General features: G+C 74.8%; 19 protein-coding genes. 10 read left to right on the top strand and 9 right to left on the bottom strand.

Annotated elements, in window-relative coordinates; all coding sequences use genetic code 11:
• Positions 1 to 84: 84 nt before the first annotated feature.
• Positions 85 to 1,686: a benzoylformate decarboxylase gene (gene mdlC, locus AB0B41_RS08820; RefSeq protein ID WP_358200612.1), complete on the bottom strand. Its 1,602-nt coding sequence runs from the start codon at positions 1,684 to 1,686 to the stop codon at positions 85 to 87.
• Between the two features lie 198 nt (positions 1,687 to 1,884).
• Here mdlC and AB0B41_RS08815 point away from each other — a divergent pair, with 198 nt between their 5' ends.
• A complete protein-coding gene (locus AB0B41_RS08815) occupies positions 1,885 to 2,178 on the top strand; it encodes an isoamylase early set domain-containing protein (RefSeq protein WP_358200610.1) in 294 nt (97 codons plus the stop codon).
• Positions 2,179 to 2,197: 19 nt separating this feature from the next.
• Here AB0B41_RS08815 and AB0B41_RS08810 read toward each other — a convergent pair whose 3' ends face one another.
• The gene (locus AB0B41_RS08810; protein WP_358200608.1) at positions 2,198 to 3,151 is read right to left on the bottom strand and encodes a glycosyltransferase family A protein; all 954 of its coding nucleotides are present in this window, start codon (positions 3,149 to 3,151) and stop codon (positions 2,198 to 2,200) included.
• Between the two features lie 374 nt (positions 3,152 to 3,525).
• Between AB0B41_RS08810 and AB0B41_RS08805 the strand changes: the two genes are divergently transcribed.
• The 4 genes from AB0B41_RS08805 (at position 3,526) to AB0B41_RS08790 (ending at position 10,113) form a co-directional block, all read left to right on the top strand.
• A complete protein-coding gene (locus tag AB0B41_RS08805) occupies positions 3,526 to 6,240 on the top strand; it encodes a LuxR C-terminal-related transcriptional regulator (RefSeq protein ID WP_358200605.1) in 2,715 nt (904 codons plus the stop codon).
• 275 nt (positions 6,241 to 6,515) lie between these two features.
• Positions 6,516 to 9,089: a LuxR C-terminal-related transcriptional regulator gene (locus AB0B41_RS08800; RefSeq protein ID WP_358200603.1), complete on the top strand. Its 2,574-nt coding sequence runs from the start codon at positions 6,516 to 6,518 to the stop codon at positions 9,087 to 9,089.
• Between the two features lie 102 nt (positions 9,090 to 9,191).
• Positions 9,192 to 9,416: a hypothetical protein gene (locus tag AB0B41_RS08795; RefSeq protein WP_358200601.1), complete on the top strand. Its 225-nt coding sequence runs from the start codon at positions 9,192 to 9,194 to the stop codon at positions 9,414 to 9,416.
• 73 nt (positions 9,417 to 9,489) lie between these two features.
• The gene (locus AB0B41_RS08790) at positions 9,490 to 10,113 is read left to right on the top strand and encodes a hypothetical protein (protein ID WP_358200599.1); all 624 of its coding nucleotides are present in this window, start codon (positions 9,490 to 9,492) and stop codon (positions 10,111 to 10,113) included.
• A gap of 42 nt (positions 10,114 to 10,155) precedes the next feature.
• Here the strand turns inward: AB0B41_RS08790 and AB0B41_RS08785 are convergent, their stop codons facing one another.
• The 3 genes from AB0B41_RS08785 to AB0B41_RS08775 all read right to left on the bottom strand — a co-directional run bounded on the left by AB0B41_RS08785 (position 10,156) and on the right by AB0B41_RS08775 (position 13,144).
• Positions 10,156 to 11,088 carry a M48 family metallopeptidase gene (locus AB0B41_RS08785; RefSeq protein ID WP_358200597.1) on the bottom strand — a complete coding sequence of 311 codons (933 nt, stop codon included), beginning with the start codon at positions 11,086 to 11,088 and terminating at the stop codon, positions 10,156 to 10,158.
• Positions 11,089 to 11,119: 31 nt separating this feature from the next.
• A complete protein-coding gene (locus AB0B41_RS08780; protein ID WP_358200595.1) occupies positions 11,120 to 11,554 on the bottom strand; it encodes an SHOCT domain-containing protein in 435 nt (144 codons plus the stop codon).
• A gap of 111 nt (positions 11,555 to 11,665) precedes the next feature.
• The gene (locus AB0B41_RS08775; protein ID WP_358200593.1) at positions 11,666 to 13,144 is read right to left on the bottom strand and encodes a hypothetical protein; all 1,479 of its coding nucleotides are present in this window, start codon (positions 13,142 to 13,144) and stop codon (positions 11,666 to 11,668) included.
• Between the two features lie 201 nt (positions 13,145 to 13,345).
• Between AB0B41_RS08775 and AB0B41_RS08770 the strand changes: the two genes are divergently transcribed.
• Positions 13,346 to 13,720, top strand: a complete 375-nt coding sequence (locus AB0B41_RS08770; protein ID WP_358200591.1) for a VOC family protein — start codon at positions 13,346 to 13,348, stop codon at positions 13,718 to 13,720.
• 32 nt (positions 13,721 to 13,752) lie between these two features.
• Here the strand turns inward: AB0B41_RS08770 and AB0B41_RS08765 are convergent, their stop codons facing one another.
• Both AB0B41_RS08765 and AB0B41_RS08760 read right to left on the bottom strand, forming a co-directional pair.
• Positions 13,753 to 13,953, bottom strand: a complete 201-nt coding sequence (locus tag AB0B41_RS08765; RefSeq protein WP_358200588.1) for a hypothetical protein — start codon at positions 13,951 to 13,953, stop codon at positions 13,753 to 13,755.
• A 206-nt stretch (positions 13,954 to 14,159) separates the two neighbouring features.
• Positions 14,160 to 15,062, bottom strand: a complete 903-nt coding sequence (locus AB0B41_RS08760; RefSeq protein ID WP_358200586.1) for an MBL fold metallo-hydrolase — start codon at positions 15,060 to 15,062, stop codon at positions 14,160 to 14,162.
• A 196-nt stretch (positions 15,063 to 15,258) separates the two neighbouring features.
• Here AB0B41_RS08760 and AB0B41_RS08755 point away from each other — a divergent pair, with 196 nt between their 5' ends.
• Positions 15,259 to 15,846, top strand: a complete 588-nt coding sequence (locus tag AB0B41_RS08755) for a DUF1707 domain-containing protein (protein WP_358200584.1) — start codon at positions 15,259 to 15,261, stop codon at positions 15,844 to 15,846.
• On the opposite strand, the gene AB0B41_RS08750 is transcribed toward AB0B41_RS08755, so the two are convergent.
• Together AB0B41_RS08750 and AB0B41_RS08745 are read right to left on the bottom strand one after the other, a co-directional pair.
• Positions 15,847 to 17,445 (bottom strand): MFS transporter, encoded by a 1,599-nt coding sequence (locus AB0B41_RS08750; RefSeq protein ID WP_358200582.1) that lies wholly within the window; start codon positions 17,443 to 17,445, stop codon positions 15,847 to 15,849.
• Positions 17,446 to 17,466: 21 nt separating this feature from the next.
• Entirely contained in the window at positions 17,467 to 17,904 is a 438-nt protein-coding gene (locus AB0B41_RS08745) for a hypothetical protein (RefSeq protein ID WP_358200580.1), read from the bottom strand.
• 145 nt (positions 17,905 to 18,049) lie between these two features.
• Between AB0B41_RS08745 and AB0B41_RS08740 the strand changes: the two genes are divergently transcribed.
• The 3 genes from AB0B41_RS08740 to AB0B41_RS08730 all read left to right on the top strand — a co-directional run bounded on the left by AB0B41_RS08740 (position 18,050) and on the right by AB0B41_RS08730 (position 23,714).
• Positions 18,050 to 20,746, top strand: a complete 2,697-nt coding sequence (locus AB0B41_RS08740; RefSeq protein ID WP_358200578.1) for a glucosidase — start codon at positions 18,050 to 18,052, stop codon at positions 20,744 to 20,746.
• Positions 20,743 to 22,845, top strand: a complete 2,103-nt coding sequence (gene glgX, locus AB0B41_RS08735) for a glycogen debranching protein GlgX (RefSeq protein ID WP_358200576.1) — start codon at positions 20,743 to 20,745, stop codon at positions 22,843 to 22,845. The genes AB0B41_RS08740 and glgX overlap by 4 nt, the downstream gene beginning before the upstream one ends.
• Positions 22,846 to 22,913: 68 nt before the next feature.
• Positions 22,914 to 23,714, top strand: coding sequence for an alpha/beta hydrolase (locus tag AB0B41_RS08730; protein ID WP_358200574.1), 801 nt, complete (start codon positions 22,914 to 22,916; stop codon positions 23,712 to 23,714).
• Positions 23,715 to 23,733: the final 19 nt, after the last annotated feature.

Genomic DNA, 23,733 nt, shown 5'->3' with positions numbered 1-23,733 from the left:
CCCACCGTAGCGACCGACCCCGGCTTCGCGGCCACCGCGCCGACACGCTGCGCATCCGACAGCCGTCGACCGTCCGACGCGGGCTCAGCGCGGTCCGCCCTCCTCGTCGAGGTCGGCGGTGACGACCTCGATCAACGACGGGCCGTCCGCGCTCAGCGCGTCCTTCAGGGCCAGGACGAACCCGGCGCCGTCGGACACCGGGCGGGCCGGGACGCCGTAGCCCCGGGCGAGGGCGGTGAAGTCGATGCCCGGCACGTCCGTGCCGGGGGTCTCGCCGGTGCCCAGCACTTCGCCGAACCAGCGCAGCGCCCCGTAGGTGCCGTTCTTCAGCACGAGGATCACCACCGGGATGCGGTGGCGCGCCGCGGTCCACAGGGCGGTGATCCCGTAGTTCGCCGAGCCGTCGCCGATGACGCCGACGACCTGCCGGTCGGGCCGCCCGAGCTGGGCCCCGACGGCGGCGGGCAGCCCGAAGCCGAGCCCGCCGGAGGCGGGGAACAGGTAGCTGCCCGGCTCGCGCAGGTCCATCTGGGACCAGAACGAGGCCGCGGTCGAGGTGGACTCGACGACGTAGAGCGCGTCGTCGGGGGCGTGCTCGCGCAGCAGGGCGAACAGCTCGTCGGGGTGCACCGAGTGCGGCGAGGTCCGCGGCCGGGGGAACGGCGGCAGCGGCGGCAGCGGCGGGCGCGCGGCGACGGCGACCCGGTCGGCGAGCGCGGCGAGGGCCGGGCCGACGGGGGCGACGACGGCGTCGCCGAACGGCGCGCGGGCCGCCTCCTTCGGGTCCTCGGTGAGCTGGACCAGGCGAGTGCCCTCCGGCAGGTACCGCCCGGGCTGGTACTGGTGGTAGCGGAACACCGGGGCACCCACGACCAGCACGAGGTCGTGGCCCTCGAAGGCCGCGGAGACCTCGCGGACGGCGGCCGGCAGCACGCCGCGGAACGCCGGGTGGCGCGTCGGGAACGGGCAGCGCGGCGCGGACGGGGCGATCCACACCGGGGCGCGCAACGCCTCGGCCAGCCGCACCGCGTCGGCGTTGGCGCCGGCCGCGTCGACCTGCGGGCCGAGGACCAGCAGCGGGTTCCGCGCGCCGTCGAGCAGCGCGACGAGCTCGGTGACCTGCTCCTCGCTCAGCGACGCGCCCCCGCGCACGGTCCGGCCGGCCAGGAGCTCGCTGTCGGGGTCGGCGTCGGCGGCCCAGTCGTCGTAGGGCACCGAGACGTAGACCGGGCCGCGGGCCGGCAGCAGAGCGGTGTGCACCGCCTGGTCGATGGTGCGCGGCACGTCCGCGGCGCACGCGGGCTCGCTGCTCCACTTCACCAGCGGCTGGGGCAGGGCCGTCGCGTCGACGTTGGCCAGCATGACCTCCTGCCCGATCGTCGAGCGGACCTGCTGGCCGGCGGTCAGCACGAGCGGGCTGTGCGAGTAGACCGCGTTGGTCAGCCCGCCCATCGCGTTGCCGGAGCCGGAGGCGGCGTGCAGGTTCACGAACGCGGGGCCGCCCGTGGCGAGGGCGAACCCGTCGGCCATCGACACCACGGCGCCCTCGTGCAGCCCGAGCACGTAGGTGAAGTCCTCGGGCATGTGCGCGAGGAAGGGGAGCTCGTTGGAGCCGGGATTGCCGAAGATCGTCGTCAGTCCCCGGGCCCGCAGGATCCGGTAGGTCACCTCGGCGACCGTGGCCATGTTCCGCCTGCCTCTCCGCCACCTACTCCGGTGACGCGACCACCGTAGGAAGACGGACCGCCGTCGGACCAGTGGAACGCCGCCCGGTGAGCCGTGCGGCCCGGACACAGGATGTTCACCGCCGACGCGTGTGTCGCTCGCACCGCCGCGCCGCCGGCCTCCCTAGTGTTCCCCGGGTCGTTCTGCTCGGGAGGTCGGATGCTCAGGCGCGCACCGCTGTTCGGCGGCAAGAATCGGGTCACGTTCAGCCTGCCCGCCCATGAGCCGGCGGGGCAGGTCAGCGTGGTGGGCGACTTCAACGCCTGGGAGCCGGGCCGCCACGAGATGGTCCGCCGGCGCAACGGGACCCGCAGCGTGTCGGTCGTGCTGCCGCCCGGCGAGCACCGCTTCCGCTACCTCGCCACGGACGGGGTCTGGCTCGACGACGACACCGCGGACTTCGTCGACGCCGGCGGCAGCTGGGTCCGCGTGCGGCCGCGCGAGCGCCGGTAGCCGCCTCGGTGCCACGGACTCACGCGAGCAGGGCCGCCGCGCGGGCGGCGCTGCCGTAGACGCCGGCCCGGACGCCGTTGCGGGCGGCGCGCATCCGAGCCCGGCCGGCGGCGCCGCTGCGGTGCCAGGCCAGCAGCGCCTGGCCCCACCGGGTGCGGGCCAGGCGGGCGGTGCCGGCGGTCAGCGCGACCTCGGCCCAGCGGCCCGCGATGTCGTCGAACCCGTCGCGGTAGGCGAAGACCGCGGGCTGGACGTAGGCGAGGCCCGAGGGCAGCCGCGTCATCATCGGCGCGTACTCGGCCAGCAAGGTGTCGAGCGCGTCGTAGCGAGCGGTGCGGTGGGAACTGATGCTCCCGGTCCGCATCAAGCGCATGTCCACGTGGTAGCGGCGAATTCCCCAGAAGAGCGGGGAGGACGACCGGGTGCCGATCCGCAGCCACATTTCCTGGTCGACAGCGCTCGTGAGGCCCGTGTCGAACACCCCGACCTCGTCGAAACAGCTGCGCCGCACCAGCAGCGAACTGCCGTTGTGCGCGGGATTGTTCTCCGCGAGGAAACGGTCCATGTCGCACGCTCCCGCGGGCTGCCATCGCGGCCCGACCACCCGGCCGCTCTCCAGCATCACCCGGGTGTGGCAGAAGGTCGCGCCGACCCGACCGCCGACGGTCTCCAGCATCTCCACCTGACGGCGCAGGAACTCCGGGTGCCACCGGTCGTCGCCGTCGAGGAACGCGACGAACGGCGCCGACGTCTCGACGATGCCGAGGTTGCGCGCCGCGCCGGACCCGGCGTTGGCCGTGGAGATCACCCGGATCCGCGGGTCCCGGGCCGCCCGGGCCCGGACGATCTCGGCGGTGTCGTCGGTGGATCCGTCGTCGATCACGACGTACTCGAACCGGCCTTCGGCCTGCCGCCGCACGGAGTCGACGGCCTCCCCGATCCACGGTCCGACGTTGTAGGCGGGCGTGATCACCGAAACCACAGGACCGCGTGACGGGAGCGAAGAGCTCATGACGGCTCCAACGATCCGATACGCGACGCAACGTTCCCCCTGGAGGGTGGAATCGCGTCCGCGGAGAAAGGTGATCACGACGCGACGGTGAACGACGGTCGACGGAGAAAGGACGTGGTCGAATCGAATGCGGACCGCTCGGCCGGCGTAGGCCTGGCGGAGCAGCCGCACCTCGTTCCTGCGGAGGCCGACGGCGACCGTTCGGCCCCCTCACCGGGTCGTCCCCCGCGGAGGATGACGCGGTCTCCTCCCCGGCACGCGCACGATCGATCGGTCGGCGGCCCGTCCCGGGCCGGCGCCGGAGGCCGGCCGGTCCGGCCGGCTGTGGAGGCGACGTGACGATCGTTCCCGAGACGAAGATCTCCGTCCCGCCCCTCCCGGCGGACACCGTGCGCCGGCCGCTGTTGCGCCGCGAGCTCGACTCGATCCGCGACGTCGGACTCGTGTGTGCGCCGGCGGGCTACGGGAAGACCCTGCTGCTCGCCGAGTGGGCCGAGGCGGGGCGGCCGTCGACCGACACCGCCTGGGTGCACCTCGACGGCGACGACGACGACCCGCGCCTGTTCTGGGGTGCCCTGCTGGGGGCCCTGGCCCGGTGCCACACCGTGCCGGCGACCGCGCCGGTCCGCACCGGCCCGGACGGCCGGGGCTGGGACCTGTCCGCGGCCGGCCGACCCGAGTTCGGGGCCGCGGTCGCGGCGGCGCTCGGCGAGCTCGACCGCCCGGTCCGCCTGGTGCTCGACGACGTCCACGAGCTGAGCGCCCCCGAGGTGCTCCACGACGTCGCCCGGCTCCTGCGCCACCGCCCCGGGACGGTGCCGGTGGTCCTGGCCGGCAGGTGGGACCCGCCGATCGGGCTGCAGCGGTTCCGGCCCCAGGGCCGCCTGGTCGAGCTCCGGGCCGACCGCCTGCGCCTCGACCGGGACGAGGCGGAGGCGCTCCTGCGACGGGTCGGGGTCCGGCTCCATGCCGAGCAGCTCGACCGCCTCTACGGCCAGACGGACGGCTGGCCGGTCGGGCTGCGGTTCGCCGCCACGGCGCTGCAGGCGTCGCCGAACGTCGAGGGCTTCCTGGCGAGGTTCTCCGGTGTCGATCGGATGGTCGCCGACTACCTCGTCGACGAGGTGCTCAGCGGACTGCCCGCGTCGGCGATCGAGCTGCTGCGCCGCACCAGCGTCTCCGACGACGTCCCGGTGGCGCTCGCCGTCGAGCTGTCCGGCCGCGAGGACGCCGGGCACGTCCTCGCCGAGCTCGAGTCCAGGACCGCCCTGGTCCGCCTGCGCGGCCGGACACTGCAGACGTACCGGGTGCAGCCGCTGATCCGCAGCTACCTGCGCGGCGATCTCCAGCGGCGCAGCCCGCGGGCCGCCGGGGACCTGCACTCCGTGGCCGCCCGCTGGTGGCTCGAACGCGACCACCCGGCGACGGCCCTGACGCACGCCGCGCTGGCTGCCGATCCGGCCCTGCTCGTCGAGGTCGTCCGCCGGGTCGCCGTGCCGTTGCTGGTCACCGGCCAGCACCGAGCGCTGCGACGGGCGCTCCGCAGGGCAGGGGACGCCGTCGTGGCCGCCGATCCGTCCTTGTCGGTGGTGGCCGCGCTGGCCGCCCACCAGGCCGGCGATCGCCCCACCGGCGTCGCGGCCGCGCGGCAGGCCCGCCGGCGGTGGCCACCGGAGCCGTCGGCGCAGCTCGTCGTCCTGAGCACGATCGCGGACCGGCTCGGCGGGCTGCCACGGATCCTGGTCCGGGAGATCCCTCCCGGGGAGTCCCCGTGGGCCGACGGACCTCCGCCCGACGAGGCGACCGAGCTGTTGTCGCACGTCGCGGACTGTGCGGCACGGGTGCGTGGCCGCGACGGCGCCGAGGACCTCCGGCCCGTCCGGCGCACGCTCGACGAACTGCTGGTCCGGGCTCGCCGCACGGGCCGGGACCATCTCCTCCTGCAGTGCCACACGACGGCGGCCGCGGCGGCCGCGGCGGACGGGGACCTGCACGCGATGCGCGAGCACGCCGCGCACGCCGACGCCCTCGCCGGCGCCCGGGGGTGGGCGGCCTCGCCCGCGGCGCTCGACGCCCGCGCGCTGCTCGCCCACGCCGCACTTCTCGCCGCCGACCCGGAGCGCGTCCTCCGCCTGGTCGCCGACGCCCTGCACCGCGCCGAGACCGCGGAACCGCGGCTCCGGTTCGTCCTGGAGGTGCTGCGGGGGGCCGCCCTCGCCGACGGCGGTGACCGTCCTGGTGGCCTCGAGGTCCTCCAGCACGCCCGGGTCGTGCTCGGGGACCACGACGCCGACCGCATCGAGATCGCGCTCGCGGCCACGGCGGAGTTCGACATCGCGCTCCGGCTCGGGCACCACGCCGCGGCCTCCGCCGTGCAGGGCTGGCTCGCCGGGCGCTGCGGGACGGCCGGCGAGGCCGTGGTCATGCGCGCGCGGGCCGACGTGCTCGGCGGCCGCGTCGACCAGGCCCGCGCGACCCTGCACGGCCTCCTCGACGGCGGCCCGCGAGCCGTGCTGCCGGCCACCGTGGTGGAGGCCCAGCTGCTGTGCAGCGAGCTCGCGATCCGCGCGGAGGACCGGTTCGCCGCGGCCCTGGCCCTGCGGGACGCCGTCGGACTGGCCGAACCGCACGACCTGCTCCGGCCGTTCGTGCACGCCCGCCCCGTGGTGCGCCGGCTGCTGGCCCAGCAGTACGGCACCCTGGAGGTGGCGCACACCCTGCCGGGCCGGGCCCTGGTGCTCGCGCCCCCGGACGGCGAGCGACTCGACGCCGCGCTCAGCGTCCGCGAGCAGGCCGTGCTCGAGCTGCTGCCGTCCCTGGAGTCGCTCGAGGAGATCGCCGCCGACCTCACCGTCTCGGTCAACACCCTGAAGACGCACGTCCGGTCGATCTACGGCAAGCTCGGCGTCGGCAACCGCCGCGACGCCGTCGTCGTGGGCTACGAGCACGGCCTGATCCATCGCACCGTCTCCCCTCCGCGTCGGGCGACGGCACGCGCGAGGCGTCACGTCCCCGGCCGCGCCGGGGGACCGACGAGGAGGACCGGGTAGAGCCGGGGCCCGCCCGGGCCCACGGAAGCGACACTGGGGACTTTCGCCACTTCACCCCATCCCCTCGAGCTGCGAGGGTCTGCTGGAGTGCAGCCCGGGCACCCTGGGTGGGATCAGGCCCGCCCCGATGCTGACGACCCCCGTCGGCAGGGAACCGGACAGGTGGACGCGAGGGGTACATGACGCGGCACCGGTCGGTCAGGCTGAGGAGGGCGAGCGGGCCCCGGGCCGAGCCCGACCCGTCGATCCTGCCGGTTCCCGTCGCCGGTGGCCTCGTGCGACGCCCCCGGCTGCACGACGTGCTCGACGCCGGCGTGGCGGCCCCGGCGACCCTCGTGGCCGCGGCGGCCGGGTGGGGCAAGACCGTGCTGCTCGGATCGTGGATCGAGGCCGGCGCCGGCGGCCGGGCCGTGGTGTGGGTGACCCTCGACGCCGACCAGGACGCCCCGCAACCGTTCTGGCGGGCCGTCGCGGCGGCGCTCGTCGAGGCGACGGACGGGGACGGGCCCGACACCCTCGGCCGGATCGTCGCCGGCGGCGTGGAGACCGAGTACCTGCCGGCTGCCGTCGCGGACGCGCTCCGGGACGCGCCGACCCCCGTCGTCGTGGTCCTGGACAACTACCACGAGATCGGCTCGGCCGAGGTGCACGCGGGGCTCCTCCGCCTCGTCGAGCGACCGGTCCCGAGCCTGTCGATCGTGGTGGCCACCCGCAGGGACCCGCCCTGGCCGCTGCAACGGCTGCGCGTGGCCGACCTGCTCCGCGACGTGCGTGCCACCGATCTCGCGTTCCGGTCGGACGAGGCCGCGGAGCTGTTCGCCCGCCTCGGCGTGGACCTCACCGCCGGCCAGGTCGAGCGGCTCCTGGACCGGACCGAGGGATGGCCGGCGGGGCTGCGGCTGGCCGCCCTGCACCTGCACGACCGGTCGGACGTCGACGCCGCGGTCGAGGCCTTCTCAGGCGACGACCACAGCGTCGCCGGCTACCTGCTGACCGAGGTGCTCGACCAGCAGGCACCCGAGCTGATGACCTTCCTCACCGCCGTCAGCGTCGTCGACCTCGTGTGCGCGGATCTCGCCCGCGTGCTCACCGGCCGCGCCGAGGCGGGCCGGGTCCTGGCCGACCTCGCGGCGTCCCACCTCTTCGTGCGCGAGGCGGACCGTCCGGGGCGCTGGTTCCGGCTGCACCGCCTCGTCCTCGACATCCTCCGCGCGCGCACGGTGACCGCACGCGAACGCCGGGACCTGCATCGCCGGGCGACGGAGTGGTTCCGCGGCCACGACATGCCGCTCGAGGCCATCCGCTCGGCCGTGGGCGGTGGCCTGTGGCGGCTGGCGGCCGACCTCACGGGGGTCCACGCGGTGGCGCTCGTGATGGGGGGCGACGGCGCGCTGCTGGAACACGTGCTGGAACGGGTCCCGACCGCGGTCGCGGGGGCCTACCCGGAGCTCGCAGCGGGGCTGGCCGGGGCACGCGTCGCGCAGGGCAGCGGGCTCGACGTGCCCCGGCTCCTGGAGGCGGCCCGCACCGCACCGGCCGACGGGCTGCCGGACGACCGGCGACGGCGTGCGGAGGTGCTCCGGCAGATGAGCGCCGGCGGCCTCGGGCGGCTCCTCGGCGACTGGACCGCCGTGCAGGAGGCCTACCGCCGGGTCCCGCACGAGTCCGGTGCGCTCGCGACGCTCGGGATGGCCGGCGCGGAGATCGTGCCGGTGGTGGCCCACAACAACCTCGGCACGGCCGCGCTCTGGACCGACGACCTCGACGCCGCGGAACGCCATCTCAGCGCGGCCGCCGACGCGGCGGTACCCGGCGTCGTCCTGGCACAGTTGAACGCCGCGTCCTACCGCGCGCTCCTGCGGGCCGAGCGTGGCGAGCTCGACGCCGCCGAGGCGGAGGGGCACAAGACCCTCGCCGCCGCGGCCGCCGCCGGCCTGGAGCTCGCGGTGCAGGTCGCCGCGGCCCACCTCGCCCTCGTGCGGGTGGCGCTGGACCGGGGCGATCCCGCGGCCGCCGACGAGCAGCTGGCCCGGCTGCCGGCGTCCGAGACCATGCGCGCTGAACCGCACGTCCGGCTCGCGACCGCGCTCCTGGCCGCGGAACGGCGCGCGCTGTCCGGGGACCACGAGTCCGCGTTGGCGGTGCTCCGGAGAGGACTCGACGCGGACGCCGACCGCGCCCCGCGGATCCTGCGCGAACGGGCGGAGCTCCTGGAGGCCTCGCTCGTCGTGCACACGGGCGGCCCGGAGCGCACCCTCGCCCTGCTCGACCGGGCCGGCCCGCCGACAATGCCCGAGGGCCTCGTGACCGCTGCGCTGCTCCGGCTGCGACTCGGGGACCTCGACACCGCTCACCTGTACCGCGCCGGGCTGGGCGATCCCCCGACGGTCCGGCTCCGCGTCCGGGTCCTCCTCCTCGACGCCCTGCTGGCCGCGGCGGACGACGACCACGACCGCGCCCGGGACCGGTGCGAGGACGCCCTGGTCGCCGCCCTCCCCGGCGGGTTGCGCGGCCCGTTCCTCGACGAGGGGACGGACCTGCGCCCCGTGCTGCAGGCGTGTCTCGAGCGCGGGACGGCTGCCCCTGGATTCGTGCTCGACCTGCTCGGACGCCTCGCGGCGGGACCGGACGACACCGGAGCGGTCCGGCCGCTCGCGGACCCGCCCACCGAACGCGAGCGGACGGTCCTGCGCTATCTCGGCAGCAGCCTGAGCAACGCCGAGATCGCCGCGGAGCTCTACGTCTCGGTCAGCACGGTGAAGACCCACCAGCGCGCCCTCTACCGCAAGCTCGGGGCGGTGGGCAGGCGCGACGCGGTCCGCCGGGCCCGGCTGCTGGGGCTGCTCTGACCACACGACCGGCCCGGAGGGGGCGCGCTCATCCCATGCGGATGGTGTGCCGTCGCACCGGGACCGGCATCGTCGAGCCGTCGACCGCTGGAGGAGGTCACAGTGAGCTGCGAGTACTCGGTGCGTGTGCGGGGACGTCTCAGCCCGGCCCTCCTGGCCGCGCTGGACCCGCTCCGCCCGGCCCACCCCACGGAGACCGAGCTGCGCGCCCGGGTCGACGACCAGGCGGAGCTGCAGGAACTGCTCGCCCGGCTGCAGGATCTGGGGATCGAGCTCGTCGGGCTGCAACGGATCCCGGCCGGACCCCAGCGCGGACCACGGCGCTGAGCACGGCGCTGAGCACGGCGCCGGCGTCCGGCGGTTCCGGCGCGGCCCCATGGGCCACGACCACCCGTCCAGGATGACCACTCGCGTCCCCGCCGCCCCGACACTTGTCCCCGTCGGCAGGGTTCCCGAGCTGCCGCTCCCGGATGTCGGAGGCGTCATGATGCACATGCTCGGCGGGCCGACGGCACGACCGGGCCGGGCCGCCCTGCGCGTCGCGGCGGCCGCGCTCGGCATCGCCGCGGTCGCAGGGTGTTCCGCGCAGCCGCCCGCGCCGCCGTCGGCACCGCCCGCGCCGCCCGCGACGACCTCGGCGCCCGCGACGACGGGGTACTCGCCGCAGCTCTGCACGGCCGCCGCGGAGTTCCAGGCCGCGGCCAACGCGATCGTCGGGATCGACGCGACGAAGGTCGGCACGGACGGCGTCAAGGCCGCCCTGCAGGACCTCGCCGACGCGGGGCGGAACCTGGCCACCGCGGCGGGCGCGCAGTTCGGCCCCCAGGTCGAGGCCCTCGAGCAGGCGCTCGCCGCACTCCAGACGACCATCGCCGGCATCACGGACCAGGCGAGCCTGTCGGCGAAGCTGGGGGCGCTCGCCGCGTCCGTCGCCCAGGTCGAGGCCGCGGCGGCGCCGATCGTCGAGAGCGTGCGGACGGGCTGTCCGGGGGTCCCGACGGTCGTGGCACCTCCGACGTCGTGAACCGCACGGCGGGCCGTCCCCGCGACGGCCCGCCGTGCCGGGTCACCCGGCCCGTCCGTCCCTCTCCGCGGCCCCGACCACGAGCCCGCGCCGGTTGCTGCGGGCGCCCGCGTCCAGCCCGTCCGATCCCGGACGACGCCCCGGACCGGGGCGCAGCAGACCCAGGCCGTGGAGCCGTTCGAGCCGCCGGACCGTGTAGGGGTGGGAGCGCGGCAGCTGCGCGAGCCCGACCCAGAACCCCCGCAGCTCCTGGCCCTGCCGGAGCAACGCGGGGATGTCGACGTGCCGCTCGGTGTGGCGGCCGGAGGCGAGCAGGACCAGCCCCGTCGCCCCGTCCGGCTCCAGGTACGCGCCGTGCCGGTCGCACGAGTACTCCCGCAGCCGGGACAACGTCGGCCCGAGCAGCGGGATGCGCTGCGAGTAGGCGACGGCGAGCTGGTACCAGAGCGCGACGTGGTGCAGGCGGATGTGCCCCAGCTCGTGGCCGAGGATGAACCGCAGGCCCTCGCGGTTCCCGTCGTCGAGGTGGGCGAACAGCTCGTTGGAGAGCACGACGTAGTCGTGTCCCGTCGCCTGGGCGGCGAAGGCGTTGAGGGCGCCGTTGCCGTTGGCCAGGAAGATGTCCGGCCGACGCCGCAGGCCGAACCGTGCCGCGAGGTCCTCCGCGGTGCGGTACAGCTCGGGGTACTGCTCCGGCGACAGCTGCACGGCCGTGCCCCGGGTCGAGGCCCGCTGCGTCTCGCGGACCACGACCAGGGCGGGCACCAGCAGCAACAGTCCGAACAGGGCGGCCCGGATGCCGTTCGCCCACGCCGTGTCCTGCAGCGCCGGCGGGACGAACGGCAGCACGAGGGCGACCCGGACGATCGCCACGACGATCGCGACGTTCAGGACCACCATGAACACGAAGAACGGGAGCTCGGCCGGATGCCGGAGCCGGTTCGGCGGCGGTGCGGTGGGGCTCTCGGACCGCACGGCCTTCGCCCCTCGCCGGCGCCGGCGCCGGTCAGTGCGCCGGCTCACCGAGCGAACGGCCGAGGGCCTTGGCCTTCAGCGACTCGTACTCGGTCTGGGTGATCGCGCCCTGGTCGAGCAGGCGCTTCGCCTCGGCGATCTGTGCGGTGGGCCCGCCGGCGTCGCCGTTCGCGGTGGCGATCCGGCGCACGTCGCGCTCGTAGGCATCGCGGACCGCGGCAGCGTCCGCCTGCCGGCGCTCGCCCATCTTCCGGCCCTCCGCGATCAGGTACACGAGCGAGCCGACGATGGGCAGGACGATGATCAGCACCGTCCAGCCCGCCTTCCCCCAGCCGCCGATGTCGTCGCGCCGGAAGATGTCGCCGAAGATCACGAAGATCATCCAGAACCACAGGACGAAGCCGAAGAACACGAGCATCGTCCAGAACAGGTCGAGCAACGGGTAGTCGGTCTGTGCGAGGAGCATGTCCAACCCCTTCTTCCTGGTCTGCCGTCCGGGCGTACCGGGCCGGGGGCCGGAGTCGCTCCGGCCGGTGGTCCGCGGCGCCGACGCGGCGTCCGTCGCCGGTGTCGTGCCTCAGGAAGGACGATCGACCGTGATCGGCGCCGATGTGCCATCCCGGACGGGTGATTGCGGGTCCGCGAGGGCGTTCGTGTCCGGGGTGGACGGCGTCGGGGGTGCCCGGTCGGGCGCGCGCGGCTGGTCGAGGAACTCCACGACCCCGAGCAGGACCACGAGCGCGACGACGACCCACAGGACGTCCCACCCCGACGGCCGGTCGACGAGCACGAGCACGAGCGCGGCGAGGACCACCAGCGCCGTCCGCAGCAGGGTGCGGTGCGCGTGCACCCACGGCCCCACCGGGCCCTCGGCGAGCCATCGCCCGACCGCGCCGCGCCGCAGGGACGCGACGCCGCCGGCGAGGGCACCCCGGAGCCGCACCGCGGCGGTCGAGGGGCCCGTGAGCCACGCCGCCAGCGCGACCACCAGGCCGATCACGAACAGCGTGCGCAACGCGGCCCGGACGAAGCGCACCACGATGTCGAAGGCCGAGGACACCGCCGCGGCCGACGACTCGGCGACGCCGCCGACGACGAGGCCCCGCACCGCGAACAGGGCGAGGGCCAGCACGAACATCGTCGCCATCACCCCGATGCCGACGACCAGGGTCGCCCGCCGCCGGCGGCGCGCCAGCAGGACCCCGCCGATCAACAGGGCCAGGGTGACCCACGGCAGCCACGTGGCCGTGACGTCGAGCAGGTGGTAGAGCGTCTGGGCCCGGATCAGGGTGGTGGCCGGGAAGAGGGGGATCGTCGGGTGGATCGCGGGGATGCGTGCCGCGAGCTCGAACCCCGACGCGACGAGCTTCTGCTTCGCGGCCTCGATGAACGGGTAGAGGTCGAGGACGACCTTGCCGTCCTGGATGCCGACGGCCGAGGACTGCCCCTCCAGCACCGCGGCCATCTGCTGGTGCGACAGCGTGAGCGCCTGCTGCGCCGCGGCGACGAAGGCAGGGCTGGCCACCAGCTCCTGCACCTTGTCGCCGACGAAGGTGCGGGTGCCGTCGGCCAACGGGCCGGTGAGCCCGTGCAGCCGCTCGGCGATCGGGGCGGGCAGCCCCTGGGCGGCCAGTGCGTCCACCGCCTGGTTCGCCAGCTGCTGCACGTCGACCTGGGCGAAGACCTCGGCGGTGACCCGGTCGGCCACCACCGTCTGCACCGCCGGGTCCTGCAGGACCGGCCCGACGGTCGCCACGAACCGGTCGGTGTCGGCGAGCTGGTTGTGCGTCCACACCGCCAGCACGGACACCGGGACCAGCAGCAGGCCCAGGACCAGCAGCACCGCCGAGCCGACCGAGGCCCACCGGACCGGGCCGTGCCGCCGCGCGGCCGGCGGCGACGGGGGTGCGGCACGCAGCGCGGCCAGCTCGGCCCGCAGCCGTTCCAGCTCCGCCCGCTCCTCGGCGGTCAGGGGCGCCGCCGCCGGTGCAGCGGTGCCGGTGGCGGCCGCCGGATCCGGAGGGACGGGCTGGTCGGGTCGATCGACGACGGACATCGTGGCCCTCCTCGCCTGGGGCGCCCGGACCAGCGCACCTTCCGACGGGCGGCCCCGGGGGGCATCACCTCCTGCGGGCGAGCGGGGGAAGTCGCCGGCCGCGAATATGCGGGGCCTCGACCTCAGTGCCGGGCGCGCTCACCCGTGGGTCGAGCTCGCCGAGCTGCACCGGGGCAGCCCGTTCCGCCATGATCGGTGTGCATGAGCGTGTCGTTCGCCGCCGTCGTCCTGGGGTCGCCGGACCCCGTCGCCCTCGCCGGGTTCTACCGGGAGCTGCTCGGCTGGGAGACCGTCGAGGAGCAGCCCGACTGGGTCCGGCTGCGGGACCCCCGCCGGGAGCGTCCCGGGCTGAGCTTCCAGCTCGAGCCGCCGCAGGTCCCGCCCGCCTGGCCCGCGCGGCCGGGCGCGCCGCAGATGCAGCTGCACGTCGACCTCCTGAGCACCGATCTCGCCGCGGACGTGGACCGGGCCGTCCGACTGGGCGCCAGACTGGAGGCCGATCAGCGACAGGAGGGCGTCCGGGTGCTGCGCGATCCCGACGGGCACCCGTTCTGCCTCTTCGTCGCGGGAGCCTGAGCCGACCGAGACCCGTCACGAACCGGACGCGCTCAGGGGAGCGGATCGGGCAGGACCGAGACGAGCGTGAGCCCGAGGGCGTCGAGCTGGGCGATGATCCCGTGCAGGTGCGAGTCGTCCAGCACCTCGCCGTCGATCACCGTCTGCGGTGGCAGCTCCGTGATCCGCATGTCGCCGAGTGCGGCACGCGCATCCTCGGACAGGACGCCGTCGACGCGGAACTCGTAGTGCATGGGTCATCGGCTCCGTTCTCGTCGGCAGCGCGGTCAGCCGGAAGCGAGGCTGCCCGGCGACGGTGGGCCGGTCCTCATCCGTGACGAGTGAACGGGCCCGGCGGCTCGGCCGCCGCGTTCACTCCGTCCAGGCGTGCAGGCCGGCGCGGGCCGGCTGCGCGACGACGACGGACTTCGCCTCGATCCCGCCCCGCTCCTCGCCCCGTTCAGCCCGCCACCGCGCGGTAGCGGCCGGGCTCCACCTCCGCGACGACCCCCGTGCGGACGAGCCGGGCGATGTGCTGCTCGGCGGTGCGCGCCTCGACGCTCTCCACGTGCGGGGCCTCGACGTGCGGCCGGTAGACGAACCGGTGGTCGACGACGTCGGCGAGGGTCCGCGGCTCGGCGAGGAACTCGGTGAGCGCCTCGTCCCGCCGCCCGATCACCTCCCGGTACGCCCGCAGCCTGCGGCGGAACTCGTCCGCCCCCTCGACCACGCCCTTCTGGTGGAAGGTGCCGAACCAGCGCGCGTCGACGGACCCGCAGATGTCGATCGACCGCTCGAAGCCCTCGAGGCTGCTCACCCGGTCCCCGTAGTACGGCCCGAAGGAGGTGAGGTCGATGTCGGCGATGTAGAGGAAGCCGTCCGGCTCGACCAGCAGCCCGCAGTGCCCCGCGGTGTGCCCGGGCAGGTGCACCACGGTCGCCGTGCGGTCGCCGAGGTCGAACCGGTGGCCGTCCGGCACACCCACGGCGTCCGGGCGGCTGCGGACCCGGAACTCGGCGGCCAGGGAGTCCGCGAGCTCCGCCGTGGCGTCGGCGGGCAGGCCGTAGCCGGCGAGCAGCACCTGCGTGTCGCGGACCGCGGGCAGGTCGGCGGTGTGCACGTGGACTGGGGCGTCGAACGCGTCGATCGCCACCAGGTGGTCCTCGTGGGCGTGGCTGACGACGACCGCGTCGGCCGCCGGGAGGGCGTCCTGCTCGATCAACGCGAGCGACGGGTCCACGAGGAGCGTGCCCGCGCTGCCCCGGACCAGCAGCGAGTTCCCGTACGGGTAGCCGCCGCCGTTCGCCGCCCGCAGCAGCGTCACCTGCCCGTACTCCTCGGGTGTCCAGCCCGTCGTCCCCATCGACGCCTCCCGTCGCGCACCATCGCCTCCCGGTAGTTCTGCCTTGTGGCCACGGCCCGCGTCAATCGGCGCCGTGCCGCGACGATGCACGCGCCGGCCCGGCGCGGTGCGACGACGAGGTCAGACGGTGCGGCCGGTGCCGTTCGCCGGCCGCTCGTCCCGACCCCGCCCCGCCGGTCTGCACTAACCTCGGGGCGTGGATCGGGGGAACCTGCGGATCTCGGACGCCGACCGCGAGGCCGCCGCGCAGAGGCTGCACCTCGCGATGTCCGAGGGCCGCATCACGCTGGCCGAGCTCGAGGAGCGCCTGGGCGCCGTCTACGCCGCCAGGACCTACGCCGAGCTGGAACCGCCGTTCGCGGACCTGCCCGCGGCGTCCGGTCCGCCCGCGGCACCGCAGGTACAGGTCCCCGCCGTCCGCGAGGACCTGCACCTGAACACCGAGATGGGGTCGATCAAGCGGACGGGCGACTGGCCCGTCCCGCCGAAGCTCCGGCTGACGACCAGCATGGGCTCGATCCACCTGGACCTGACCGGGACCGCGACGCCGCCGCGGATCGCCGTCGACGTCGCCACCGGGATGGGCTCGATCACGATCGTCCTGCCGCCCGGCGGCTCGGCGGACGTCGACGGCGTCACGACCTCCTGGGGATCCGTGTCGACCAAGGTCCCGCACACCCCCTCCGGATCCGGGCCGCACCTCGTGGTGACGGGCAGCGCCGGGATGGGCAGCCTGACGATCCGGTACGCCCGCAAGGGGCTGAAGGACTGGTTCGGCGCCTGATCAGCCGAGCGTCGTCTCCGCGGCGCCCGAGGGTTCCGGGTCCGGGAGCCGCCGCATCCGCAGGGAGTTGGCGACGCCGAGCGCGGCGGCGAGCAGCGGGACGAGCAGCCCGATCTGCAGCGCGAACGGGCGGGCCTCGGTGTTGATCCGGATGATCTCCTGCCGGATCGCCTCGGGCTGCGTGGCGAGCAGCTCGGCGAGCCGGGTGTTGCTCATCAGCTCGGCGTCCTCCTCCAGCACCTGCGCGACCTGCTGTTTCTCGGCGGGCGGCAGCACAGTGCTCGCCTCGGTCTCCGCCGTGAAGGTGTAGGCGAGGGCGGCCAGCATGATCGCGCCGGCGAAGGCGAGGCCGAAGGAGAGCCCGAACGACCCGGCCGCCGAGTTGACCCCGGCCGCCTCGCTCACCCGCTCCTCCGGGACCGGTGACAGCGTGTAGTTGTTCAGCTGCGACACCAGCAGGCCCAGCCCCGCACCGGCGATCACGAGCGGGCCGACGAGGACCCAGCCCGTGCCGGCGCGCGGCACGAGCGGCAGCAGGATCAGGATACCGATCATCACGAGCCCGAAGCCGACGCCCACCACGGTGGCCGGTCGGCGCTTCCCGCTGCGCTTCCCGGCCAGGACGGCCAGCCCGAACATGCTCAGCGACAGCGGCGCGATCGTGAGGCCGGCCTCCATGGCGTCGTACTCGAGCACCATCTGCAGGAAGATCGGGAGCACGATCATGGTGCCGCCCAGCGCGACCTGCTGCAGCAGCTGCTGCGAGACGCCGATCCGGAAGTGCGCCGAGGAGAACAGCCCGGCGTCCAGCAGGGCCGGCTCCGCCCGGCGCGCCCGGTGCCGCAGCCAGAACACCAGGCCCACCAGCCCGAGGACGCCGATCGCCAGGACGAGGCCGACCCGCTCGCCGCCCTCCTGCCACACCAGGATGCCGAGGACCAGCCCGCCCATCCCGAGGACCGAGAGGGCCGCACCGACGAGGTCGACGCCCCGGGGACCGGTGTAGGGGACGTCGCGCACGAGCTTCGCGCCACCGAGCACCACGGCGATCACCACGACCTCGAGCACGAACCCGACCCGCCAGGACAGGTAGGTCGTGATGAAGCCGCCGAGCAGCGGGCCCACGGCGGCCGCGATCGCCGCCGCGGCCCCCACCAGGGCGTACACCTGCTTGCGCGCCGCGCCGTCGAAGTTGCCGTGGATGAGCGACTGCATCGCCGGCAGCAACAGCGACGCGCCGATCCCGCCGATCACCGCCCAGAACACGATCACCGCGGTCAGGCCCTGGGCGAACGCCATCGCCGTCGCGCCCACCGCGTAGCCGAGCAGCCCGAGCACGTAGGCACGCTTGCGCCCGATGAGGTCGCCGACCTTGCCGCCGATCAGGATGAACGCGGCGGACACCAGCGCCTCGAGCGCGATGGCCGACTGCACGCCGCTGACCGTCGTCCCCAGGTCGCGGACCACGGCGGAGATCGACACGTTCATCAGCGACGTGTCGACCACCAGCACGAACATCGCCATGGCGAGCAGGAGCCCGAGGAGCCGGCTGCCTCCCGCGCCCTCCGCCGCCTTCGGGTCGTCCCCGCCGGTGCTCACGTCCCGGTCCCGGCCGCGCCGTCAGGCCTTCTCAGCGCGGTACGGGACGAGTGCCCAGATCACGATCACGTTCAGCGCGATGAGCATCAGGCCCCAGATCGGGAAGTGCGGGAGGAACGCGAAGTGCGCCACGATGTTCAGCGCGGCCGCCGTGATGCCGAGCGCCCGCGCCCAGGACGCGCCCCACAGGACGCCGGCGCCCGCCGCACCGAGCAGCACGGCCAGCACCAGGTGGATCCAGCCCCAGGTGGCCAGGTCGAGCGTGTAGGTGTACTGCGGCCCGCGCACGAGGACTTCGTCCTGGACGATCGACGCGATGCCGGTGAGGACGCCGCACGCTCCGGCGAGCAGCATCAGGACCGCGGCGAACAGGGCGAAGGTGGTCGTGAACTCCGTCCGGCCCCCGGGCGTCGCCGCTCCGCCTGACTCGGCTCGGTGCGGCGTGGCGTGCGTGCTCATCATGGACTCCCTTCGGTGGCCCAGGTCTCGGGCGTCACGCTGACCTGTCGGCTCCGCCGCGGCCCCATCCCGGACGGGTGAATCGGCATCCGCCCCGCGGCCGGAGACTCCGCGCCGGGTGGACGACGTCGAACGGGGAGGCGCGGTGGGTGCGGAGAGCGAGCGGGTACGGGGGTTCGCGAGCCTCGACGAGGGGCTGCGGTCGGGTGACCCGTGGTACCGCTGGGGGCCCTACCTCAGCGAGCGGCAGTGGGGGACGGTCCGCGAGGACTACAGCCCGGACGGCGAGGCCTGGTCCTACCTGCCGCACGACCGGGCCCGCTCCCAGGCCTACCGCTGGGGCGAGGACGGCCTGGCCGGCTTCTCCGACGTCGAGCAGCGGCTCTGCCTCGGCCTGGCGCTGTGGAACGGGCGCGACCCGATCCTCAAGGAACGGATCTTCGGGCTGACCGGCCCCGAGGGGAACCACGGCGAGGACGCCAAGGAGTACTGGTGGTACCTCGACGCCGTCCCGTCCCACGCCTGGAACCGCTGGCGGTACCACTACCCCCAGCGCGCCTTCCCCTACGAGGACCTGGTGGCCACCAACGGGGCGCGCGGCCGGCACGACCCGGAGTACGAGCTGCTCGACACCGGCGTCTTCGACGACGACCGCTACTGGGTCGTCGAGGTCCACTACGCCAAGGCGGACCCGGACGACCTGCTGGTCACCGTCGAGGTCACGAACGCCGGCCCCGAGCGGGCCGAGCTGCACGTCCTGCCGACGCTGTGGTTCCGCAACACCTGGTCCTGGGACCCGGACGCCACCGCGCCGGTGATGCGGGCGATCGGCCCCGCGGCGGTCGCCGTGCCGCACCCCTTCCTCGGTGACCTGGAGCTGGTCGCCGGTCCCGCTCCGGACGGCGCCGAACCCGAGTTGTTGTTCTGCGACAACGAGACCAACCTCCAACGGCTCTACGGGACCCCCGGGCCGGAGTACCCGAAGGACGGGATCGCCGACCACGTCGTGCACGGCGCGGCCACGGTGAATCCGGAGGGCACCGGTACGAAATGCGCGGTCCGGTACCGGGTGGCGGTCGACCCCGGTGCGACGGTGGAGCTGCGGCTGCGGCTGCGCCCGCAGGACCGGCCGGGCGACCTGGGCGAGGACTTCACGCAGGTCCGCGACCGGCGGCGCGCCGAGGCGGACGAGTTCTACGGCGAGCTGACGCCCGCGGCGGCGTCGGCCGACGAGGCGAACGTGATGCGCCAGGCCTTCGCCGGGCTGCTGTGGAGCAAGCAGTTCTACCACTACGACGTGGCCCGCTGGCTCGACGGCGACCCGGGCCAGCCCCGGCCGCCCGCCTCCCGGGAGCACGGGCGCAACGCCCGGTGGCGGACCTTCAACTCGTTCGACGTCATGTCCATGCCGGACAAGTGGGAGTACCCCTGGTTCGCCTCCTGGGACCTCGCCTTCCACTGCGTCGCGCTGGCGCACGTCGACCCGGCCTTCGCGAAGTACCAGCTGATCCTGGTGTGCCGGGAGTGGTTCCAGCACCCCGACGGCGCCCTGCCCGCCTACGAGTGGGACTTCGGCGACATCAACCCGCCGGTGCAGGCGTGGGCGGCGCTCGAGGTGTTCGCCCTCGACGGCGCCCGCGACGTCGACTTCCTCTCCCGGGTCTTCGACAAGCTCCTGGTCAACTTCACCTGGTGGGTCAACCTGCAGGACTCCGACGGCTCGAACGTCTTCGAGGGCGGCTTCCTCGGCCTCGACAACATCGGCCCGATCGACCGCTCGCACCTGCCCCCGGGGTTCGTGCTGGAGCAGTCCGACGCGACCGGCTGGATGGCCGCCTACGCGCTGGCCATGGGCGTCATGGCGGCCGTGCTGCGGGCCTCCGGCCAGCGGCCCGCCGACGACCTGGTGCGCAAGTTCCTCGAGCACCTCGCCGCCATCCGCGGCGCCGTCGAGGCGGAGGGCCTGTGGGACCCGGAGACCGGCCTGTTCGCCGACCGGCTCCTCACCCCCGACGGCACGGTCGTGCCCGTCGCCGTGCGCTCGATGGTGGGTGTGATCCCGATGCTCGCGGCCGGGGTCGCGGACGAGACGACGCTGCGCCGCGCGGCCGCCGCGGGCAAGCACGTCTCCCGGCTCCTCGACCGCAAGGGCCTCGACGACGAGGCGGACCTCGCGGCGCGCGGTCTGCTGCGCGGCGGGCCCGGGAACCGGCAGCTGCTGCTCGGCGTGGTCGGCGTCGACAAGCTCGAGAGCCTCCTCGCCCAGCTCTTCGACCCGGCGGAGTTCCTCTCGCCGCACGGCCTGCGCTCGGTGTCCGCGTACCACCGCGAGCACCCGTACGTGCTCGACGCGCCCGGCCTGCACGCCGAGATCGACTACGAGCCCGCCGAGTCGACCGTCGCCATGTTCGGCGGCAACTCCAACTGGCGCGGGCCCGTGTGGTTCCCCGTCAACCACCTCGTGGTGACCTCGCTGGAGCGCTACCACCGCTTCTTCGGCGACGACCACACCGTCGAGTACCCCACCGGTTCGGGCAAGCGGCTGCGCCTCGACGAGGTCGTGGCGGACCTGTGGGAACGGCTGGTGTCGCTGTTCCTGGTCGGCGACGACGGCCGGCGGCCCTGTTTCGGCGGGGTCGAGCGGCTGCAGCGCGATCCCCGCTGGAAGGACAACCTGCTGTTCAACGAGTACTTCCACGGCGACGACGGCGCCGGGCTGGGCGCGTCCCACCAGACCGGCTGGACCGGGCTGGTCGCCGACGTGATCCGCCGCCGGCACGGCGCGGTCGACCCGGTCGGGGACGTGCTGCGCAGGCTGCGGGAGCAGGGGCCGGACCGGTGAGCCCGCGTCCCGTGCTGCCCGGGGCCGTCGCCCCGCTGGGTGCCACCGTGCGCGCGGGCGGCACGAACTTCGCCGTGGCCTCGCGGGCCGACGCGGTCGAGCTCTGCCTGTTCGACGGCGCGGACGAGCGCCGGCTCGCCCTGACCGAGTACGACGCCGGGGTCTGGCACGGCTTCGTGCCCGGCGTCGGCCCCGGTCAGGCCTACGGCTTCCGCGCGCACGGCCCCTACGAGCCGGCCCGCGGCCTGCGCTACAACCCGGCCAAGCTGCTGCTCGACCCGTACGCCCGGGCGGTCACCGGTGAGGTCCGCTTCGGACCCGAGGTGCTCGGGCACGACCCGGACGATCCCGGGCGGCCGAGCACCCTGGACTCGGCCCCGCACGTCCCGCGCAGCCTCGTCGTCGGCCGGCCTGCGACGACCTCCGAGCCGGCGCCGCGGTACTCCTACGCGGACACCGTGATCTACGAGGTGCACGTCAAGGGTTTCACCGCGGCCCATCCCGGCGTACCGCCCGCGTTGCGCGGCACCTACGCCGGGCTGGGGCACGACGCGGCCGTGGCCCACCTCGTCGGCCTGGGCGTGACCACCGTGGAGCTGCTCCCGGTGCACCACCACGTGTCCGAGGCGTTCCTGCCGGCGCGAGGGCTCACGAACTACTGGGGCTACAACACGATCGGCTACCTCGCCCCGCACCCCGGGTACTCGGCCGAGGTCCGGCGCGGGCGGCCCGGCGGGGAGGTCGAGGAGTTCCGGGCGATGGTCGAGGCGCTGCACCGGGCGGGCCTGGAGGTCGTGCTCGACGTCGTCTTCAACCACACCGGGGAGGGCGACCCGCACGGCCCGACGCTGTGCCACCGCGGCCTCGACAACGCCGGCTACTACCGGCTCGACCCCGCCGACCCGCGCCGCTACCTCGACACCACCGGCTGCGGCAACTCCCTCAACACGGCCGATCCGTTCACGTTGCAGCTGGTCATGGACTCGCTGCGGTACTGGCTGACCGTGATGGGCGTCGACGGGTTCCGCTTCGACCTGGCCCCCACCCTCGCCCGTGACGACGGCGGGTTCGACCGCCTCGCCGCCTTCTTCGACCTCGTCTCCCAGGACCCCGTGGTGTCGCGGGCGAAGCTCATCGCCGAGCCGTGGGACGTCGGGCGGGCGGACAGCTACGACCTCGGCCGGTTCCCGCCGCTGTGGCGGGAGTGGAACGGCCGCTACCGCGACACCGTCCGCGACTTCTGGCGCAGCCACGACGGCCTGCTCGGCGAGTTCGCGACCCGCTTCGCCGGCTCGGCCGACCTCTACGGCGGCCGTGGGCGCCGGCCCACCGCGTCGGTCAACTTCGTCACCGCGCACGACGGGTTCACCCTCGCCGACCTCGTGACCTACGACCGCAAGCACAACGAGGCCAACGGCGACGACAACCACGACGGCACGGACGACAACCGCTCGTGGAACTGCGGCCAGGAGGGGCCGACCGACGACCCCGAGGTGCGGGCGCTGCGGGCCCGGCAGCAGCGGGCCCTGCTCACCACGCTGCTGCTCTCGTTCGGGGTCCCGATGCTGCTGGGCGGCGACGAGCTCGGCCGCACCCAGCGCGGCAACAACAACGCCTACTGCCACGACGACGAGCTGACCTGGTTCGACTGGGCCGATGTCGACGACGGGCTGCTCGCCTTCACCGGCACGCTGATCGCCCTGCGGCGGGCGCATCCCGTGTTCCGCCGGCGCCGGTTCCTCTCCGGCGTCGACTGGCGGAACCTGCGCTGGTACGGCCCGGCCGGCACGATCCTGACCGCGGCCGAGTGGGCGGACCCCTCCGCCCGCTGCGTCGCGACGTACCTCGACGGCCGGGACTCCCCCGACCACGACGCCGAGGGCCGTGCGCTGCTCGACGACGACTTCCTCGTCCTGGTCAACGCCTGGTGGGAGCCCGTCGGGTTCACCGTGCCGGCGCTGCGCACCGGCCAGGTGTGGGCGCCCGAGATCGACACCTTCGCCCTCGAAGGGACGGGGACCCACGGCAAGCCCACGGCGGGCGACGTCGTGACCGTGGGGCCGCGCTCGGTCGTCGTCCTGCGGGCTCCGACCGACTGAGGTGGCGGTCAGCTCCGATCCGGTTCGATCCGCGTGACCCCGGTGTGGTCCGGTGCGACCATGCCCGCATGACGGTCATCGAGCGCGTCCGTTCGGCCGACGGCACCGAGATCGCCCTCGAGCAGGTGACCGACGGGCCCCGGCGATTGCTGCTGGTCCCGGGCGGTCCCGCCGGCCGGCGCCGCTGGGCGCGCACCGCGGCCCTGCTCGACGGCCACTACGCCTGCTGGCTGATGGACCGCCGCGGCAAGGGCGACTCCGGCGACACCCTGCCCTACGCGTTCGCCCGCGAGTTCGAGGACCTCCGGGCCGCGGCCGGGCGGCTCGCGAGCCAGGGGCCGCTGAGCGTGGGGGCGAACTCCAGCGGCGCCTCCGTGGTCCTCGGGGCCGCGGTGCGCGGCCTCCCGGTCTCCGAGCTGTTCCTCTACGAGCCGCCGTGGCCGGTCGACGGCCCGCTGACGCCGCCGGCGACCATCGACGCCCTCGACGTGATGATCACCGACGGCGACCGGGCCGGGGCGGTGGCGCGGGCCCTGACCGAGGTCGTCGGCGTGCCGGCCGCCGCCGTGCCCGGCATGCGCACGCTGCCCACCTGGGCCGAACGCGTCGCGCTCGTGCACACCTGGACCCGCGAGATGCGGGAGATCGACCGGCTCCCCGGGGTCGACGCCCTGGCCGCGGTCGACGTGCCCGTGGTGCTGCTGCTCGGCGACCGCAGCCCGGACCACCTGCGCCGGGCCACGACGGCGATCGCGGCCGTGCTCCCGCGCGCGACGGTCGTCCCCCTCCCGGGCCAGGGCCACAGCGCGCTCGACGAGGCACCGTCGGTCGTCGCCGAGGCCCTGCTCGCCCGGGTCACACCGAACTAGTCCTCAGCGCGGCCCGGAT

This window comes from Pseudonocardia sp. NPDC049154, from assembly GCF_040648315.1.
In the GTDB taxonomy this organism is placed as follows: domain Bacteria; phylum Actinomycetota; class Actinomycetes; order Mycobacteriales; family Pseudonocardiaceae; genus Pseudonocardia.
Note: the sequence above shows the minus strand (reverse complement) of the source record. Positions and strands in the feature narration are given on the sequence as shown.